The sequence below is a fragment of the Algibacter sp. YIN40 genome, assembly GCF_057219435.1.
The window spans coordinates 482,862-501,090 of record NZ_JBXVVC010000001.1 but is presented as its reverse complement, the minus strand read 5'-3'; the positions used below and the strand labels follow the sequence as shown (position 1 = coordinate 501,090).

Genomic DNA, 18,229 nt, shown 5'->3' with positions numbered 1-18,229 from the left:
TTAATTTAATAATGAAAATATAATAGCAACAAGACCAACGATAACACAATAGATGGCAAAATAAGTGAGCTTGCTTTTTTTAACAAGTGCAATCATCCAAGTACAAGCAAACAAACCCGCAATAAAGGCGGCTATAAAACCGACTGACAAAGCAGTTAAATTTTGACTTTCCATAGATATGTCGCCGCTTAAAACATCTTTAGCGATTTTTCCGAAAATAAGGGGCACAACCATTAAAAATGAAAAACGAGCTGCTTTAGTTTTATCGTTTCCTAATAATACAGAAGTAGATATTGTTGCGCCTGATCTTGAAATACCTGGTAACATGGCAATCGCTTGAGATATACCGATAATAAAAGCGTTTTTAAAGGACACGGTTTTATTCGTATTTTTAGCCTTATCAGCAAAAAAGAGGAGTATAGCGGTTACGATTAACATACAACCCACCAATAAAATGTTACTCCCAAAAAGAGCTTCCAATTGTTCTTCAAAAAATAAGCCAACTATAACGGCTGGAATCATTGACAAGGCAATTTTAGAAATGAATTGTAAATCGTCGTTCCATTTTAATTTTAAAGCACCTTTTATAAGGTCTAATATGTCTTTTCTGAAAACAACAATGGTACTTAATGCTGTGGCGAAATGAAGCACTACTGTAAATAGTAAACTTTCTTCTGGGACAGAATTGTCACCTAGAATAGCTTTGCCTAATTCTAAATGCCCACTTGAAGAGACTGGTAAAAATTCGGTAAGTCCTTGAACTATACCAAGAATGATTGAATCAATAATATCCATGCGGCAAAAATATTAAAATAGATACAGCATTGAGTAGTTAAATAGAAAAAGTTAAGCTTTAAATGTAGAGTCTCTTATGATTAAGGTTCCTTTAATTTCAATAGTTTTGTTGCTTATAGTTTCAACAGGGTTGTTAATTTCTTCTATCAAGTATTTTACAGCGGAAGCACCAATGCGCTCACCAGGTTGATCGATAGTTGTCAAATTGGGTTCTATAATTGTGGAATGACCGGAATTACTAAAGCCGACTACAGCAATCTCTTCAGGGATTTGAATTTTAAACTTTTTAAGTGTTTGAATAACACCAATTGCAGCACTATCAGTTATAGAAAAAATAGCATCTGGTCTATTTTTTATGCTTAATAATAAATTAGCCATTCGCTTCCCTTGTTTTAATGAAATATCGTCTACACTAATTATTAATTTTTCATCAATGGGAAGATTATATTCTTTTAGAGCACGAAGATAACCAGCATATCGTCTTTCTGAAGTATATGAATATTCAGACTCTTTTATAATGGCTATTCTTTTTTTTCCAATATTTATTAGATGCTCTATAGCGCTATATGCTAATTCTTCTTCATTCGTTACAATTTGTGAACAAGGAACCTTATTAGATGCCTTATCAAATAATATAAGTGGTGTTTTGTCCATGATACTCAATATACTATCTACATTTCTAGTCATTTTTGAAATGGACATTAAAATGCCATCTACGTTAAACTGCAACATCGTGTTCAACATTTCTGTTTGTTGAACTACATCGTTATTAGATTCAGAGATAATTATCTTATACCCTCGCAAAGAAGCTTCAGACAAAATACCTTTCAATATAGTATCGGTGAAATAATGTGTAATATTTGGAACGATTACGCCTATTATATTTGTTTTATGAAGCCTAAACCCTTTTGCAAAAATATTTGGCACATAATTCAATTTTACGGCTAGTTTCTTAACTTTTTCTTTAGTGGCATCACTAATATCTGGGTGGTCGTTTAAAGCTCGAGATATGGTAGAAGTAGATAGCTTTAATTCTAGTGCTAATTTTTTTAAAGTAGTAACTTCTCTTTTCACAAATAAAATAATTATAAAAAACAAACGTTCCCGCAATCGTTTGCATACAAATATGGCAATTATTTAGCACTTTTTTTATGCATTTGATTATAAATTTATCTTAAATTAACTAATTCTTAAACAAAATGAGAAAAACTATTTTTACATTATTATCCCTGTTTAGCATTTCTGGAATGTTTTCGCAAACCGAAATTTCTGGAAATGTTAAAGATAATTCAGGTGTCCCAATTACAGGAGCGAATATTCTTGTATTAGAAAGTACCTCTGGTGCTACATCAGATTTCGATGGAAATTTTAGTTTCACTACTAGTCTTAGTGGAGCACACACATTACAGATATCTTATTTAGGATATGCAACCCAAGAGCAATCTATAACTTTAGATGGAAGCCCAATTACCTTAGCAATTGTTATGCAAGAAGGCGGAAATTCTTTAGATGAGGTTGTCTTAACTGCATCTGCAACTTTTAGATCGCAGAAGGAAACACCAATGTCTATTAGTTCACTTAAACAAAAAGAAATAACTAAGCTTTCTGCTAATAGTCAAGCAGACGTTTTAAGAAGTATTCCTGGTATTACTGCTGAAGGTGGTGGTGGTGAAACAGCTTCAAATGTTTTTGTAAGAGGTTTGCCGTCAGGCGGGCAATATGTATTTAATCCACTTCAGTACGATGGTATGCCATTAATGAGTACGTTCGGTTTAAATTCTTCAGCTCATGATGTCTACGCAAGACCAGATATAGGTTTTAAAGGGGTTGAGTTTGTTCGTGGTGGTGCAGCTGTATTATATGGTGCTGGATCTGTAGCGGGTATTATTAACTATACTAGTAAAACAGGAGATTCTAATGATGAGAACATTATTAATTTGGAATGGGCAGATAAAGGTCGCTTAAAAACAGATTTTTACACTGGTGGTAAATTAGGAGGAGAAGATTCTAATACTTATTATGCCTTTACTGGATTTGTTAGAAAAGATGATGGGCCCATAGAAACAGGATTACCAACAAAAGGTGTTCAGTTTAGAGCGAATATTAAAAAGAAATTTGAAAATGGTTCATTTACTGTTCACGGACAATTTATTAATGATAAAGCACAGTTCTTTTTACCCCTGCCTTTAGATGGTAATAGAAAAAGAATTGCTGGTAATGACGGAGAGGATGTATCTCAATTATTATCTGGTGAATTAGCAAACACGTCATTTTTAACTCCCGGAGGTGTATATGAAAGCCCAATTGAAGATGGTGTATTCACTCAAGGCGGGTACATTATGGGAGATTTTAACTATAATTTTTCAGATGATTTAAAATTTAAATCAAAAGTGAAGTATGCCAATTACAAGCATAATTTTGCTTTATATGTTGGCGGTAATGGAAGATCTTTAGATAACCCATTAACTGCTGATCCTGATGACGAAATTTCTCTAGGCAATCCAATGCCATTAAGCGAATATGTTGCTATAGCTGCTCCAATAAATCAAGGGTTTTCTGCTATGTATCAAGGAACTTCAAATCAAATTAGCGGATCTGACTTGGTAGTTGAAAATTTACATATTGACCGTTTAAGACCAATGACCGACTATTCTGGTGAAGCTTCTTTAACTAAAACTTTAGATGTTACAAACGGAACGCACAATATAACTGGAGGAGTTTATTTGGCTCGTACTGAGGCAGAAGATGTTAATTATCAATATAGAGTATTATCAGAATTTAATAACAATCCTAAATTAGTAAACTTAAGTTATGTTGATGCTGGAGGAAATGATGTTACTTTTTCACAAGGAGGACTCTACAATAGAATAGGGATGACATCGAATAAATTTTTATCTCAAAATAAAACAGCATTCTATTTAACAGATGAGATGGTTTTTGATAAATGGCGTTTTGATGTTGGATTTAGAATTGAAAATACTGAAGGTACTTTTAGCAACGGCAATATAGTTGAAAGTCAGGTTTATGATGATGCCACTTTAACACCAGAATTAGCAAATGTAAATTTTGCAGATGGGAGCTTTACAAGAGCAAATGTGAGTGCTACAGATTGGGCAGTTTCGTTGGCTGGATTATATAAATTAAACGATAAAGTTAATTTATATGCCAATTTTTCTAAAGGATTCTTTTTTCCACAAATAAGAGGGTTCTCTCCAATATCAACTGGAGTTACAGGAAGTAAGTATGATTCAGAACAAATTATTCAATTCGAAACTGGAGCAAAAATTGGTACTGAAAAACTAAGAGGATCTATTGCCGCATATTATGTTGGGCTAAGTGATAGAATTAAAATAGATCAAGGTTTTGTTGGAGGAACATTAGTTGACTTAACCAGATCTGAGCAAAGTACTTCAACTGTAGGTTTAGAGGCAACATTTGATTGGGGCGTAGCAGATAACTTAAGTTTAAGAGGTACTGCGACTTATCAATCTCATGAGATTACAAAAAATGTATCTACAGATTTAACTAACAATACATCAACTACCACTAATGAAGGTAACGAGTTAGCAAGACAACCAAACTTTTTAGGAAGTATAGGTGCGTATTTTGATAACAATGGGTGGGATGCCTTATTCTCTTTTAATCATACAGGAAGCAAATTTGCTGCCGATAACAACACAGTTGAATTAGATGCAATTACAATTGCGCGTATTGGAGCTGGGTATGAATTTGGAATGGGTGGTGAAGATAGTGATGATACCTTAAGGTTAGGGTTCTCTGTATTTAATTTATTCGATGATGAAGGCGTTACTGAAGGAGATCCACGAAATGTTAATCAAGCTGGTAATGCAGAATTCTTCTTTGGAAGGCCAATATTACCAAGACGTTTCTTTTTAACAGCTACATTTAATTTTTAATCATATTGATTAGTTTGAGTTTGTTTGTTTACTCATCACTTGCGGCTAAGTGTAAGTGATGAGTTTTTATCATTATTTTATAATAACATTTTACAGATGACACCCCTTAAAGAAAAAGCTATTAATGTACTTAACAAAAACTGGAAAGATGGTTTTAGTATTCCATGTGCAAACCTATATCCATTTCAATGGTTTTGGGATTCTGGTTTAATTGCTATTGGTTTTGCTCATTTTGATATGAAAAAAGCAGAGACTGAAATAAAAACATTGCTTGATGCACAATGGGGTAATGGATTTATTCCGCATATTGTATTCCATACAGAGAGTGATTCTTATTTTCCAGGGCCAGATTTTCACCAATCACACCTTCACCCACAATCATCTATTAAGTATAAGTCTACGGGTATGACACAACCTCCGGTAACTGGGTTTGTTCTGGAAGAGATTTATAGCATAAGCGACAATAAAAAAGCGACGTTAAAATTTATTGAAGAAGTTATAGATAAAATATACTTTAATCATGAGTATTTCTATGAAAATAGAGATCCTCAAAATGAAGGGTTGGTCTATATTTATCATAATTGGGAATCAGGCACTGATAATTCACCAATTTGGGATGATATCTGGGAAACAATGAATTCTCCCGAATATACTTTTGAAAGAAGAGATACCACACATGTTGACGCTTCAGAAAGGCCTTCAAAAAGAGAATACGATCATTATTTGTATATTATTGATATTGCAAAAGAGCATAACTATTGTGATGAAAAAATAGCAGAACTATCGCCATTTTTGGTGCAAGATCCATTATTTAATTCCATGCTGATTAAGTCTAATCAGAGTTTAATAAATTTATATGAAAAGTTAGGAAATGCTGAAAAGGTAAGCCAACTAAGAACCTGGCAAGAAAGGAGTATTCAGTCATTTAATAGAAAGTTGTTTGATAAAGAACTTGGAGCTTATGTACATTATGATTTAAGAAATGAAAAACCACTTCGGTATTTATCATCATCATCATTTTCGCCATTATATGCAGGTATTCCAAATGAAGAAAGGGCAGCGTCCATGGTTAAAGTTATGATGGATAAGTTTGGTGGAGATCATCAATATTTATGTGCGTCTTTTGACCCCACAAGCGAAAGATTTAACCCTAAGAAATATTGGCGTGGTCCAGTTTGGATTAATTTAAATTGGATTCTTTATAATGGGTTGAAACAGTATGAAATGTATGATATTGCAGAACGTGTAAAACAAGACACTATTGAGATTCTTGAGAAGAATGGTTTTTATGAATATTTTGATTCAAGAAAAGAAATGCATCAGTATGGAAAAGCAGGTTATGGTGGAAATAATTTTTCTTGGAGTGCTGCTTTATTAATTGATTTACTAGAAAGTTAGACTCAAGTGTCAAATTTAGATTATTCAGAAGACTATTTTTTAGAGGATGATTATATAAAGCTTAGTGCGCTTAAAATAGAGCATGTTCAGCATTTACTAGATATTTCAAAAGAAGATAATTTATGGACTTATTTTCTTGAAAATGGAAGTGGTCAGGACGATTTAACAACATATATTTCATCCACAGTTAACAATAGAAAACATAAAAAGGAATATCCTTTTGTGGTTTATGATAAAATTACAAAGCAATATGCTGGCACAACGAGATTCTATGATTATTCGTCAGAATTAAAAACAATAAAGTTGGGGCATACGTGGTATGGAAAGGATTTTCGTGGTACTGGATTAAATAAACGATGTAAGCTTTTACTATTTCAATTTGCATTCGAAACCTTAGAACTAGAACGTGTAGGTTTTGGTGCTCATTCCGAAAACAAAATAAGTATCGCCGCCATGAAAAGTGTAGGATGTAAAGAAGAAGGTCTATTACGGAATTTTATCCCATCACTTAATGGAAAAGGACGGGCAGATATTATTTTATTAAGCATTCTAAAAGATGAATGGTTTGAAAAAGTAAAAACAGAATTAAAGCATAAACTTACTAAACACTAAAATTAAAATTATGAATTGGCTAGACTATAGTATCGTCATATTTTACATTATATTTTTCTTAGGAATGGGATTCTTTTTTAAGGATAATAAGGATTCTAAAGATTACTTTTTAGGAGGTAAAAGCATGGGTTGGTTCCCGTTGAGTTTATCAACCATGGCAACCCAATTGTCTGCTATTAGTTTTATATCGGCACCAGCATTCGTAGGTATAAAATTAGGAGGCGGAATGAAATGGCTAACATTTGAGTTTGCAGTACCATTAGCCATGATTTTTATAATGATAGTAATAATACCGCCATTATTCAGATCGGGAGTTGTTAGTATTTATGAGTTCGTAGAAAAACGTTTTAGCTCTTCTACAAGATTGGTTTTAAGTATTGTTTTTCAATTGAGTCGTGCTTTAGCAACTGGTGTTATGGTTTATACGATTGCCATTATTTTACAAGCCGTTCTAGATATTGACTTTGTTTATACTATTTTAATAATTAGCGTTATTACTATTATTTACTCATGGCAAGGTGGTATGAAAGCCGTAGTATGGGGCGATGCTATACAAATGATTATTCTATTTGTTGGCTTAGTCATTTGTTTATATTTTGGATGGTCATTATTACAAGACCTTGGTGGTTTATCTGAAGGATTCAATCCAGAACGCTTAAAAGTCATAGATTCTAATTTAGGTATAGGTGAAGGAAATGAATATGGGTTTTTACCCATGGTAATAGGTGGATTCTTTTTGTATGTATCATATTACGGGTGCGATCAAACACAAGCCCAACGTTTGTTATCAGCTAAAAGCGAAAAAACCATACGTCAATTATTATTAGCAAATGGATTATTAAGATTTCCAGTGGTATTAATATATTGTGTTATGGGATTAGTAATAGGCGGCTTAGTAACATTAGCTCCAGATTTTTTACAAGAAATAGCAGATACAACACAAAAATATTTTCCTGAAGAATTTGCTGCAAACGGCATTAAAGCAGATTTAATGATTCCTGTTTTTATAATGAAATATTTACCTCACGGGCTTATAGGTATCTTAATGGTAGGAATCCTTTCTGCGGCAATGTCTTCTTTAAGCTCTACAGTAAATTCACTATCTGCTGTAACCGTTGAAGACTTCTTTAACAGAGGTAAAGAAAAACTATCTGATAAAAAATACATGGTTATTTCAAAAGCATCTGTGGTTTTTTGGGGAGTTGTTTGTATTGCAAGCGCCTTCTTATTTGGCGGTAGTAAAAGTGCTGTTATAGAAATTATTAATGCGATTGGTTCTGTCTTTTACGGTCCAGTATTAGTTACATTTTTTCTGGCTTTCTTTTCAAAAAAAGTAAATCATATTGGTATGAACGCTGGTATTATATTGGCCGTTTTAATTAACCTCACATTCTCTAAAACTATTCAAGAGTTATTTCATATCGATTTAGGAATTCATATTTTTTGGATTTGGCTTAACTTCACTGGTGTAGTAATTTCATTGGTGGTTGCTTATGTTGTAAGTGCTTTGACTAAAAATGTAGAGATTAAAAAGATTTCTAATTTTAATGTTAGCATTAAAAAAGAAGACTTTATGATTAAAGAGGTATACATATTAGTAGTCTTTTTTATAATTATCGTAACTTTTAGTTACTTTATTCCAGTTATTTTTGGATAAAATTTTCAGATTCATATTATGAAAATAGTACTAGCGCCAGATAAGTTTAAAAATTCTTTAACTGGATTGGAATTTTGTGATGCAGTTGAGGCTGGTATAAAAACCATAACTCCTGATGTTGAAATTGTAAAATCACCTTTAGCCGATGGTGGTGATGGTACTATTGAAGTTGTGAATTATTATCTAAAAGGTGATGTGATTCATACAACCGTAAACAATCCATTTTTTCGGCCTGTTCAAGCTTCTTATCTATATTCTGAATTGTCTAAAACGGCATTTATTGAAATGGCTGAAGCTTCGGGTGTAAAGGTGCTGAAACCTGAACAATTTGATTGTATTAATGCTACGACTTTAGGGACAGGAGAAATGATATTGGATGCTATTAAAAAAGGTGCTTCAAAAGTCATTTTAGGTATTGGGGGAAGTGCCACTAACGATTGTGGCATTGGAATGGCAACAGCTTTAGGGTATCGGTTTTTGGATAAGAACAAAAATGAAGTAAAACCTATTGGCGCAAATTTATCACAGATAGTATCTATTGATGTTGCTAACGTAAACGATAGATTATATGAAATTGATTTTAGAGTGGCTTGCGATGTTACCAATCCGCTTTATGGACTAACTGGAGCTGCCTATGTGTATGGAGCACAAAAAGGGGCGTCGTCAAATGATATTGAAATATTAGATAATGGCCTCAAAGACTTTTCAAAAATTATAAATTCTGTTTTTAATATTGACGCACAATCATTAATGGGTGCTGGAGCAGCAGGTGGTATGGGAATTGCATCAAAAGTGTTTTTAAAAGGGAGTTTAGAACCTGGAATTCAATTGATTAAAAACTTGGCACAATTTGATGACAAACTAGAAAATACCGATTGGATTATTACAGGCGAAGGAAAGCTGGATACTCAAACCATGTCTGGAAAAACAATTCAAGGTGTATTAGCTTCGGCGAAAGCTAAACGTATAAAAGTTGCCACTTTTTGTGGTGCTATAGATTTAGAAGGCATTAAGCCAGAAGATTATGGAATTCATTATTCAGATGCTGTAATTGATTATGCTAGTGATATGGATGACGCTATGAAGAATGTTTACGCCTATGTTAAGGAAATGGCACAGAATTTTGCTGATGCCTTGATATGAACTGCGATTTGTTAATTGTTAACTTGAATGATTTGGTAGCAAATAAATTACTTCTTATCAGGATTCAAAAGAATAGCATATATCTGAATACCAAAGCCAATTAAGACTAAAGTTGGTGCTAAACGAATACGTCTCCAAGAAAATATTTCAGGGTTAAAAACATTTGGATCGTCACTTCCACCACCAGACATTAATATAAAACCTATTGCTATACAGGCTAACCCAATAAACATAAATTTGTAGTTTTTCTTTCCAAAAACAAAAACTGGTTTTGATGCTTCTTTTCGTTTTTTCTCTCCCATTTTATTAGATATTCAACTATGCAAATTAACTCAATTTATTTATATGTCAATCATAAGATTTTTATAAAATCAATAATACAATTGGTCGGTTTTCAAATTCAAGAATCGTTGTGTCGCAAAATGAGTGCTTATCCAAGTGATAATAATACCTAAACCAAAAATGAAAGCAAAAAGTAGAGTAACCAAAAAAGGCTTGTTTAATAAACCGAGCTCAGGGAATGTAAGGTTTAAGTAGTATAATACAAAAGCCATTCCTATAAGTGCTAAAATAGCACCAATAATGCCTAGTTTTATGCTTTTCCAAACAAAAGGCCTTCTAATAAATTGTTTTGTAGCGCCAACCATTTGCATGGTTTTAATTGTAAATCGTTTGGAATATACCGCCAACCTAATGGAACTATTTATTAATAAAACTGCTATTAACGTAAATATGGCACTAATAAATAACACCCAAAAGCTAATCTTTTTAACGTTATCATTCATGAGATTAACTAAGTCATTGTCATAGGAAACTTCATCAACAAAGTTTTTACTTAGTGCTTCGGTAGAAATTTTTTCAAGTTGCTCAGAGGTTACAAAATCTGCCTTCAAATGAACATCAATCGAGTTTTGAAGAGGATTATACCCAACAAAATCCATGAAGTCTTCACCATTTTCTGCTTTCATAAATTCAGCAGCTTGTTCTTTAGATACATATTCGGTGGATTTGACATAATCCGACATCGCTAAACTCTTTTCAAGCTGTTTTTTTTCAACATCCTTAGCAGAATCTTTTAAATAGATAGTTACTACTACCTGCTCCTTAAAATGATCTGAAACTTTTTTAGCATTAAGTACCAAAAGACCCAATAATCCCAATAAGAATAATACTAAGGCAATACTTAAAACCACGGAAAAATATGAGGAAACAAGTTTTCTTTTTTGATGTTTTTCAAATGATGAACTCATAGAATGGTATGATTAATCTGGTAAAAATAATAAAGTATCTCTTATCTGCATAGATATAAACATAAACATATTAATAATGTTGTTTAAGGACTTTAGGCTTAAGTTAATTTTTAGAAGATTTACTAATTAAATAAACGCCAGAGATAACCATTATACAACTTAGAATTTTAATTAAACTAATGTCTTTATTGTATCGATCTTGCATTAAAACATAGGCATATATGCTTACCATGATAAAACTAATTGCTGGCTGTAAATAAATATAACTACTGCTTACAGAAGGTGACACGTGGTTTAAAGCGTATATGTTAAATAGATAGGCAAAAAACGTAGTAAAAACAACAACGAAACCAATTACCAAGTAGGTGTTCAAATCGAAAGAATCGAAATCTGTAGCTATAAAATCACCTAATCCAAAGGGTAACATAAAGAAAAAACCAAACAAAAAGACCCAACTAATAATTGTTATAGCATGATATTTTTTCATTAAAGGTTTTACAATTACCAAATAAAGGCCGTACGCAGAGGCATTTAAAAAGACGCATAAATTACCAAGAAATGAACTGTTCCCCTCTATACTATTACCATACCAAATTAAAAGAATAGCTCCAATACTACCAATAGTAGTTCCTAACAATTTATTAGGCGTTATTTTTTCTTTTAGAATGATAAAACTAAAAATTAATACTAGTACAGGTGTGCTAGTCATAATAATAGAAGCATCAATGGGAGAGGTTAAGTTTAATCCATTAAAAAACAAAAGTTGGTTAGCCGCCGCACCCAATAAACCGCATAAAGCTAGGCGCAGCATGTCTTTGTTGTTAACTTTTTCTTTAATAAAAGATTTAATAATCCAGAACAAAATAGTTCCGAAAAAAAGTCTAATAAAAACAAATGCAGACGGCCCAATTTTATCGGGCATTATACCTTTAGCTATTATATAATTCACACCATAAATTATATTAGCTCCAAGGAGTGCTAGATGTGCTTTATATATGTTTTTTGTCAAGAGCTAAATTTTCAAAGTAGATTCAAAAGTAAATTTAATATTTAACAATATCTTTTTAAATGGGACAAACTCAGTTATTTAATAAAACTAAAGGTTTTCCAGTTTGTTTATAAAACGTAAATTTGCGTTTTTATTAAGAGGGACAAGAACAAATGAGATACAATTTCAACGAAATTGAAGCCAAGTGGCAAAAATATTGGGCAAAGAAGCAAACCTTTAAAGCCGAAAATAACAGTAGCAAACCAAAATACTATGTATTGGATATGTTTCCTTACCCAAGTGGTGCAGGTTTACATGTTGGGCATCCATTAGGCTATATTGCTTCAGATATTTATGCGAGATACAAACGCCATAAAGGTTTTAATGTATTGCATCCACAGGGGTATGATAGTTTCGGATTACCAGCAGAACAATATGCCATTCAAACTGGGCAACATCCAGCAATTACTACCGCTGAAAACATAAAAACATACCGTCGGCAATTAGATCAAATTGGATTTTCATTCGATTGGTCACGCGAAGTTAGAACCAGTGACCCAAGTTATTACAAATGGACACAATGGGTATTTATTCAATTATTTAATTCATGGTTTAATAATGATTCTAATAAAGCTGAAGATATTTCAGTTTTAGAAGCCATTTTTACTTCGGAAGGAAATACTGGTGTCAATGCAGTTTGCGATGATAATATCGAACCGTTTTCGGCGGAAGAATGGCAATCTTTTTCGTCTGAAAAACAACAAAAAATATTACTTCAATACAGACTTACCTATTTAGCTGAAGCTGAAGTAAACTGGTGTCCTGAATTGGGAACGGTGTTGGCTAATGATGAAATAGTAAATGGTGTTTCTGAACGTGGAGGGCATCCTGTTATTAGAAAGAAAATGACCCAATGGAGCATGCGTATTTCGGCCTATGCAGAACGTTTGCTTCAAGGTTTAGATACTATTGATTGGACAGATTCACTAAAGGAAAGCCAACGTAACTGGATTGGAAAATCGGTAGGGGCTAGTGTATCATTTAATGTTATAGCCAATAATGAAAACGATAGTCATGCTGAGCTTGTCGAAGCACCTGACGTTATTGATGTCTTCACAACCCGCCCCGACACCATTTTCGGTGTTAGTTTTATGACTTTAGCACCAGAACACGAACTTGTTTCACAGATTACAACCCTAGACCAAAAAGCTGAGGTCGAAGCCTATATTGAAGCCACAGCAAAACGCAGTGAGCGCGATAGAATGGCAGATGTAAAAACTATTACAGGTGCGTCTACAGGCGCTTATGCAGAACATCCATTTTCAAAAGAGCCGATTCCAATTTGGATTGGCGATTACGTGTTAGCTGGCTACGGAACAGGAGCAGTAATGTCGGTGCCATGTGGTGACCAACGTGATTATGATTTTGCAAAGCATTTTAATATTCCAATTCCTAATATTTTTGAGGGTGTAGATATCTCTGAAGAAGCCTTTACAGATAAAGATAAAACCGTTATTGCAAATAGTGATTTCATTAATGGCATGAACTATAAAAAGGCAACCAAACGTGTTATTTACGAGTTGGAACAAATGGGTCAAGGTGAAGGAAAAACGAATTACCGTTTGCGGGATGCCGTATTTAGTCGTCAACGTTATTGGGGAGAGCCATTTCCAGTATATTATGTGAATGGATTACCGCAGATGATAGATGTAGAGCATTTACCGATTGAACTACCCGAGGTTGAAAAATATTTACCAACTGAAACTGGTGAACCACCATTAGGAAATGCACCGGTTTGGGCTTGGGACACTGAAACTAATTCTGTAGTAGAGAATGAAAAGATAAATCACACTAGTATATTCCCATTAGAGTTAAATACTATGCCAGGGTGGGCAGGAAGCTCACAGTATTTTAATCGATACATGGACCCAAATAATGAGGATGCTATCTTCTCAAAAGAAGCTATTGATTATTGGCAACAAGTAGATTTATATATAGGTGGTTCTGAACATGCAACAGGACACTTGTTGTACTCTCGTTTTTGGCAAAAGTTTATGTTTGATAAAGGTTATGTTAATCATGATGAGTACGCTAAAAAGCTGATTAACCAAGGAATGATACTTGGTACAAGTGCATTTATTTATAAGTGGAATACGAACTTAATATTGAACGGGAAACCTCTTCTTGTGTATACTAATTATGAGATAATTGATAATGCTGTTCATGAGAAAAAACGATTTGAAGAGTATTTTTCTCAAGAACTTAAGGATGTTCTAAGTAATGTTATTTATATTACTAGCAAGGCGAAGTATAAGAATTTTTCGCCTGTACACGTTGATGTCACTTTGGTAAATAGTAGTGCCCAGGTTGAATTAAATGATTTGATAAATTGGCGTAGCGAATTGAAAGACGCATATTTTGTAGGAGATGATAATGGAACTTTAAAAGTAAAACGGGACGTTGAAAAAATGTCCAAATCCAAATACAACGTAGTAAACCCAGATAATATTTGTGAACGATACGGAGCAGATAGTTTGCGTCTTTACGAAATGTTTTTAGGGCCATTAGAGCAATACAAACCTTGGAATACAGCAGGTATTACGGGCGTGCATGGTTTCTTAAAGAAGTTATGGAAACTATATTTTGATGATAATGGGTTAAAAGTAACCGATGCAGAACCATCAAAAGACGGCTTAAAAACCCTCCATAAAACAATTAAAAAGGTTCAAGAAGATATTGAGAATTTCTCATTCAACACATCTGTATCAACCTTTATGATTGCGGTTAATGAATTAACAACGCAAAAGTGTATTTCAAAAGATATTCTTGAGCCATTATTAGTTTTATTATCGCCTTATGCACCTCATATTGCAGAAGAACTTTGGGAAGCTTTAGGTAATTCGGGGTCCATTTCAACGGCTTCATTTCCGCAGTTTGATGAAAGTCATTTGGTAGAAAGTAGTAAAAACTATCCTATATCCTTTAATGGTAAAATGCGTTTTACTATGGAATTACCTTTAGATTTAGGTAAAGAGGCTATCGAGGAAGCGGTTTTGGCCAATGAAAAAACCCAAGAACAATTGCAAGGGCGCATACCTAAAAAAGTGATTGTTGTACCGGGGAAGATTGTAAATATTGTAGGTTAACGTCAGTTCGAGTGTCGCGCCTTAGCGTGATGTATCGAGAACTTGTTTAAAATAACTTCTCGATACAATTTTTTTCAAAAATCACTCGAAGAGACATTCAATATTAAATTTAAAATATGAAAAGAATAATTATAGTTTTGGCTTTGTTTCTAGGTTTTGCATGTCAAAATAAGAAAACACAAAAACAAACAGTAGAATTGTCTTGTGGTCAATGCCAGTTTGGACTTACCTCTCAAAAAGGCTGTGATTTAGCAGTGCGAATTGATGGTAACTCTTACTTTGTAGATGGTGCAGATATTGACGAATTTGGTGATGCTCACGACGAAAATACTGGATTTTGTGAAGTAATTAGGAGAGCTGAGATAGATGGTAAATTGGAAGGAAATCGATTTAAAGTAAGTTCAGTTAAATTATTGGATTAATCATTTAAGATATGGAAATAATTGGCTTTACTGCTGCCATTTTAACTACTGGAGCTTTTTTACCGCAAGTTTATAAAACTTGGAAAACAAAAGATGTTTCTGGTTTGTCTTTACCCATGCTTTTAATCTTTTTTATTGGTATTGTTGGCTGGTTGGTTTATGGGGTTTTAATGGAAAGCCCGTCAATGATTTTTGCAAATTCTATAACAGTAGTTTCTTCTTTTTTACTAGTCTATTTCAAAATAAAATACACTAAGAAATAATTAATACGACTGACAAACTTTCAGCGTTAAACATTGGTGTAATTATTGCTATATTTAATTCAGAATTAAAAATTTTAAAAAATGATAGGATATTATATATTAATTGGAGCTATTACTTTAGTTAGCTGGTTAGTGAGTAGCACATTAAAACGTAAGTTTAAGAAGTATTCACAAGTACAGTTGCGTAATGGTTTGAGTGGTGCAGAAATTGCCGAAAAAATGTTAGCAGACCATGGTATTAATGATGTTGAGGTTATTTCTACACCGGGTCAACTAACAGACCATTATAACCCAAAAAACAAAACAGTAAATTTAAGTGAGTCGGTTTACAATCAACGTAACGCCGCTGCTGCTGCAGTATCTGCACACGAATGTGGGCATGCAGTACAGCACGCCCAAGCTTACGAATGGTTAAAAATGCGATCTGCATTGGTGCCAGTAGTGAGTGTAACCTCTGGAATGTCGCAATGGGTCGTTATTGGTGGTTTATTGTTAGGAGCTGCCGCAGGACTTGGTTTCGGTTATTATGTAGCCGTTGCAGGTTTAGTCATGATGGGATTTGCTACTTTGTTTAGTTTTATCACATTACCTGTAGAATACGATGCTAGTAATCGTGCTCTAGCTTGGTTAAAAAATAAAAACATGGTATCTCAACAAGAATATGCTGGATCTGAAGATGCTCTTAAATGGGCAGCAAGAACATACCTTGTAGCAGCTATAGGTGCGCTGGCATCTCTAGTGTATTGGGCACTTCAAGTATTTGGAGGACGAGATTAAAAACTAATTGATAAAACATGTAAGCTCTGAAGTATTTCAGGGCTTTTTTGTTTCTTTATACTCAATCAATCATTCGAATGAATTTTATAGACTATTACCATAGGCATTTAGAAAAATACAAATCTGAAGCGCAACGTCTTTATAAACAAATGACCGCGCTTAGTTTACTTCGTTTGGGTGTTTTCGTGGCTACAGGATTTGGTGTTTATATGCTTTTTCAATGGTGGAAAATCGCTTTAATAATAGGGTTTTTAGGGGTTGCTGTATTCATTTATTTATTATCAAAATATACCGATATTAAAAGATTAAGAGCTTTTAATAAAGCGCTCGTCGATATAAATAAAGATGAAATTAGAGTAGCATCTGGTAATTTTCTTGACAGAGATAAAGGCTTACAATTTCAAGACCCTAATCATTTTTATTCCTTAGATATTGATCTGTTTGGACGTGGGTCGTTTTTTCAGTTTATAAATAGAACGACCATTAAGGAAGGAGCCAGCGTTTTAGCCGAAGCGTTAAAAGCTAATAACATTAACAATATTGAATTACGACAAAACGCTATAAAGGAATTGGCCTCAAAACCACAATGGCGTCAAAATTATTCGGCAACTTCTAATTTGGTCACAGTTGAAACACCAGCGAAGCGAATTATTAGTTGGTTAAAAGCACATAGGACATTTTTACCTAAATCCATGACTTGGGTGCCAAATGTTTTTGGGGTAGCATCAATCATCATTATTGTACTTATAATATTAGAGTTTATAAGCATACCATCATTAATTGTTTATTGGTTACTACTTGGCTTAGGGATTACAGGTGTTTATCTTAAAAAGATAAACGTGTTGTCTACGAATACAGATAAGGTTCGAGATACTTTTAGGCAATATGCCGATTTATTAGACCTTATAGAAAATGAGTCTTTTTCTTCAGATTTATTGAATCAAAAACAGCAACAGATTCAATCTGGAGATAAAAAAGCATCAAATATTTTCAAGCAATTTTCAAAAGCTTTGGATGCGCTAGATAATAGAAATAATTTAATTGGTGCTATTTTTGGGAATGGATTTTTTTTAACCGATATCAAGAATAGCTATCAAATTGAGAAATGGATTACGCTATATGAAGATAAAGTATCCGATTGGTTTGAAGTCGTATCTTTTTTCGATGCATATAATTCCTTAGGTAATTATGCGTTTAATCATCCTAATTTTGTGTTCCCCAAAATAGCCAAAAATCAGGCTATTATAAATGCTCAAAATTTAGGACACCCTTTATTAGATAAAGAAAAACGTGTAAGTAGTGACTTATTAATAAATAAGGAACAATTTTTTATAGTAACAGGGGCTAATATGGCAGGGAAAAGCACTTTTTTACGCACTGTTTCATTACATATTGTTATGACTAATGTAGGCTTACCTATTTGCGCAGAATCGAGCAGTTATGAGCCTGTTAAATTAATTACTAGTATGCGTACTTCAGATTCTTTGACCGATGATAGTTCGTATTTCTTTTCAGAATTGACGCGTTTAAAATATATTGTAGATGCGATTGAGCAAGAACCTTATTTCATTGTTTTGGATGAGATTTTAAAAGGAACAAATAGTACAGATAAAGCCATAGGGTCTAAAAAGTTTGTTGAAAAACTAGTAGCTTCAAATGCCACAGGAATAATTGCAACGCACGATTTAAGTTTGTGTGAAATTGAGAATGCGTTAGATGATGTTAAAAATTATTATTTTGATGCCGAAATTATTAATGATGAACTTCATTTTGATTATAAATTCAAAAAAGGAATTTGTAAAAATATGAATGCATCATTTCTTTTAAAGAAGATGAATATCGTTTAATATTTTTGTAATCT

General features: G+C 33.3%; 15 protein-coding genes. 10 read left to right on the top strand and 5 right to left on the bottom strand.

Going from position 1 to position 18,229, the window contains the following annotated elements:
- Positions 1-795 (bottom strand): undecaprenyl-diphosphatase UppP, encoded by a 795-nt coding sequence (gene uppP, locus AC2D6V_RS02420; RefSeq protein WP_484646452.1) that lies wholly within the window; start codon positions 793-795, stop codon positions 1-3.
- 51 nt (positions 796-846) lie between these two features.
- Positions 847-1,869, bottom strand: coding sequence for a LacI family DNA-binding transcriptional regulator (locus AC2D6V_RS02415; protein WP_484646451.1), 1,023 nt, complete (start codon positions 1,867-1,869; stop codon positions 847-849).
- A 125-nt stretch (positions 1,870-1,994) separates the two neighbouring features.
- On the opposite strand from AC2D6V_RS02415, the gene AC2D6V_RS02410 reads away from it, so the two are divergent.
- The 5 genes from AC2D6V_RS02410 (at position 1,995) to AC2D6V_RS02390 (ending at position 9,522) form a co-directional block, all read left to right on the top strand.
- Positions 1,995-4,712 carry a TonB-dependent receptor domain-containing protein gene (locus tag AC2D6V_RS02410; protein WP_484646450.1) on the top strand — a complete coding sequence of 906 codons (2,718 nt, stop codon included), beginning with the start codon at positions 1,995-1,997 and terminating at the stop codon, positions 4,710-4,712.
- 96 nt (positions 4,713-4,808) lie between these two features.
- Positions 4,809-6,110: an MGH1-like glycoside hydrolase domain-containing protein gene (locus AC2D6V_RS02405; RefSeq protein WP_484646449.1), complete on the top strand. Its 1,302-nt coding sequence runs from the start codon at positions 4,809-4,811 to the stop codon at positions 6,108-6,110.
- Positions 6,111-6,116: 6 nt separating this feature from the next.
- Entirely contained in the window at positions 6,117-6,722 is a 606-nt protein-coding gene (locus AC2D6V_RS02400; RefSeq protein ID WP_484646448.1) for a GNAT family N-acetyltransferase, read from the top strand.
- A gap of 10 nt (positions 6,723-6,732) precedes the next feature.
- Positions 6,733-8,379, top strand: coding sequence for a sodium:solute symporter family transporter (locus AC2D6V_RS02395; protein ID WP_484646447.1), 1,647 nt, complete (start codon positions 6,733-6,735; stop codon positions 8,377-8,379).
- Between the two features lie 18 nt (positions 8,380-8,397).
- Positions 8,398-9,522, top strand: a complete 1,125-nt coding sequence (locus AC2D6V_RS02390) for a glycerate kinase (RefSeq protein WP_484646446.1) — start codon at positions 8,398-8,400, stop codon at positions 9,520-9,522.
- 47 nt (positions 9,523-9,569) lie between these two features.
- Here the strand turns inward: AC2D6V_RS02390 and AC2D6V_RS02385 are convergent, their stop codons facing one another.
- The 3 genes from AC2D6V_RS02385 to AC2D6V_RS02375 form a co-directional block, all read right to left on the bottom strand.
- Entirely contained in the window at positions 9,570-9,824 is a 255-nt protein-coding gene (locus tag AC2D6V_RS02385) for a DUF3098 domain-containing protein (protein WP_484646445.1), read from the bottom strand.
- 69 nt (positions 9,825-9,893) lie between these two features.
- Entirely contained in the window at positions 9,894-10,772 is an 879-nt protein-coding gene (locus tag AC2D6V_RS02380; protein ID WP_484646444.1) for a cell division protein FtsX, read from the bottom strand.
- Positions 10,773-10,875: 103 nt separating this feature from the next.
- Positions 10,876-11,781 carry a DMT family transporter gene (locus AC2D6V_RS02375; protein ID WP_484646443.1) on the bottom strand — a complete coding sequence of 302 codons (906 nt, stop codon included), beginning with the start codon at positions 11,779-11,781 and terminating at the stop codon, positions 10,876-10,878.
- Positions 11,782-11,933: 152 nt separating this feature from the next.
- Here AC2D6V_RS02375 and AC2D6V_RS02370 point away from each other — a divergent pair, with 152 nt between their 5' ends.
- From AC2D6V_RS02370 to AC2D6V_RS02350, 5 genes are all read left to right on the top strand, one after another.
- Positions 11,934-14,906 (top strand): leucine--tRNA ligase, encoded by a 2,973-nt coding sequence (locus tag AC2D6V_RS02370; protein ID WP_484646442.1) that lies wholly within the window; start codon positions 11,934-11,936, stop codon positions 14,904-14,906.
- 116 nt (positions 14,907-15,022) lie between these two features.
- Positions 15,023-15,328, top strand: a complete 306-nt coding sequence (locus tag AC2D6V_RS02365) for a DUF6370 family protein (RefSeq protein ID WP_484646441.1) — start codon at positions 15,023-15,025, stop codon at positions 15,326-15,328.
- 11 nt (positions 15,329-15,339) lie between these two features.
- Positions 15,340-15,591 carry a SemiSWEET family sugar transporter gene (locus AC2D6V_RS02360; RefSeq protein ID WP_484646440.1) on the top strand — a complete coding sequence of 84 codons (252 nt, stop codon included), beginning with the start codon at positions 15,340-15,342 and terminating at the stop codon, positions 15,589-15,591.
- An 81-nt stretch (positions 15,592-15,672) separates the two neighbouring features.
- Positions 15,673-16,368: a zinc metallopeptidase gene (locus tag AC2D6V_RS02355; protein WP_484646439.1), complete on the top strand. Its 696-nt coding sequence runs from the start codon at positions 15,673-15,675 to the stop codon at positions 16,366-16,368.
- Between the two features lie 77 nt (positions 16,369-16,445).
- Complete coding sequence (locus AC2D6V_RS02350; RefSeq protein ID WP_484646438.1) at positions 16,446-18,215, top strand: MutS-related protein; 1,770 nt, start codon at positions 16,446-16,448, stop codon at positions 18,213-18,215.
- Positions 18,216-18,229: the final 14 nt, after the last annotated feature.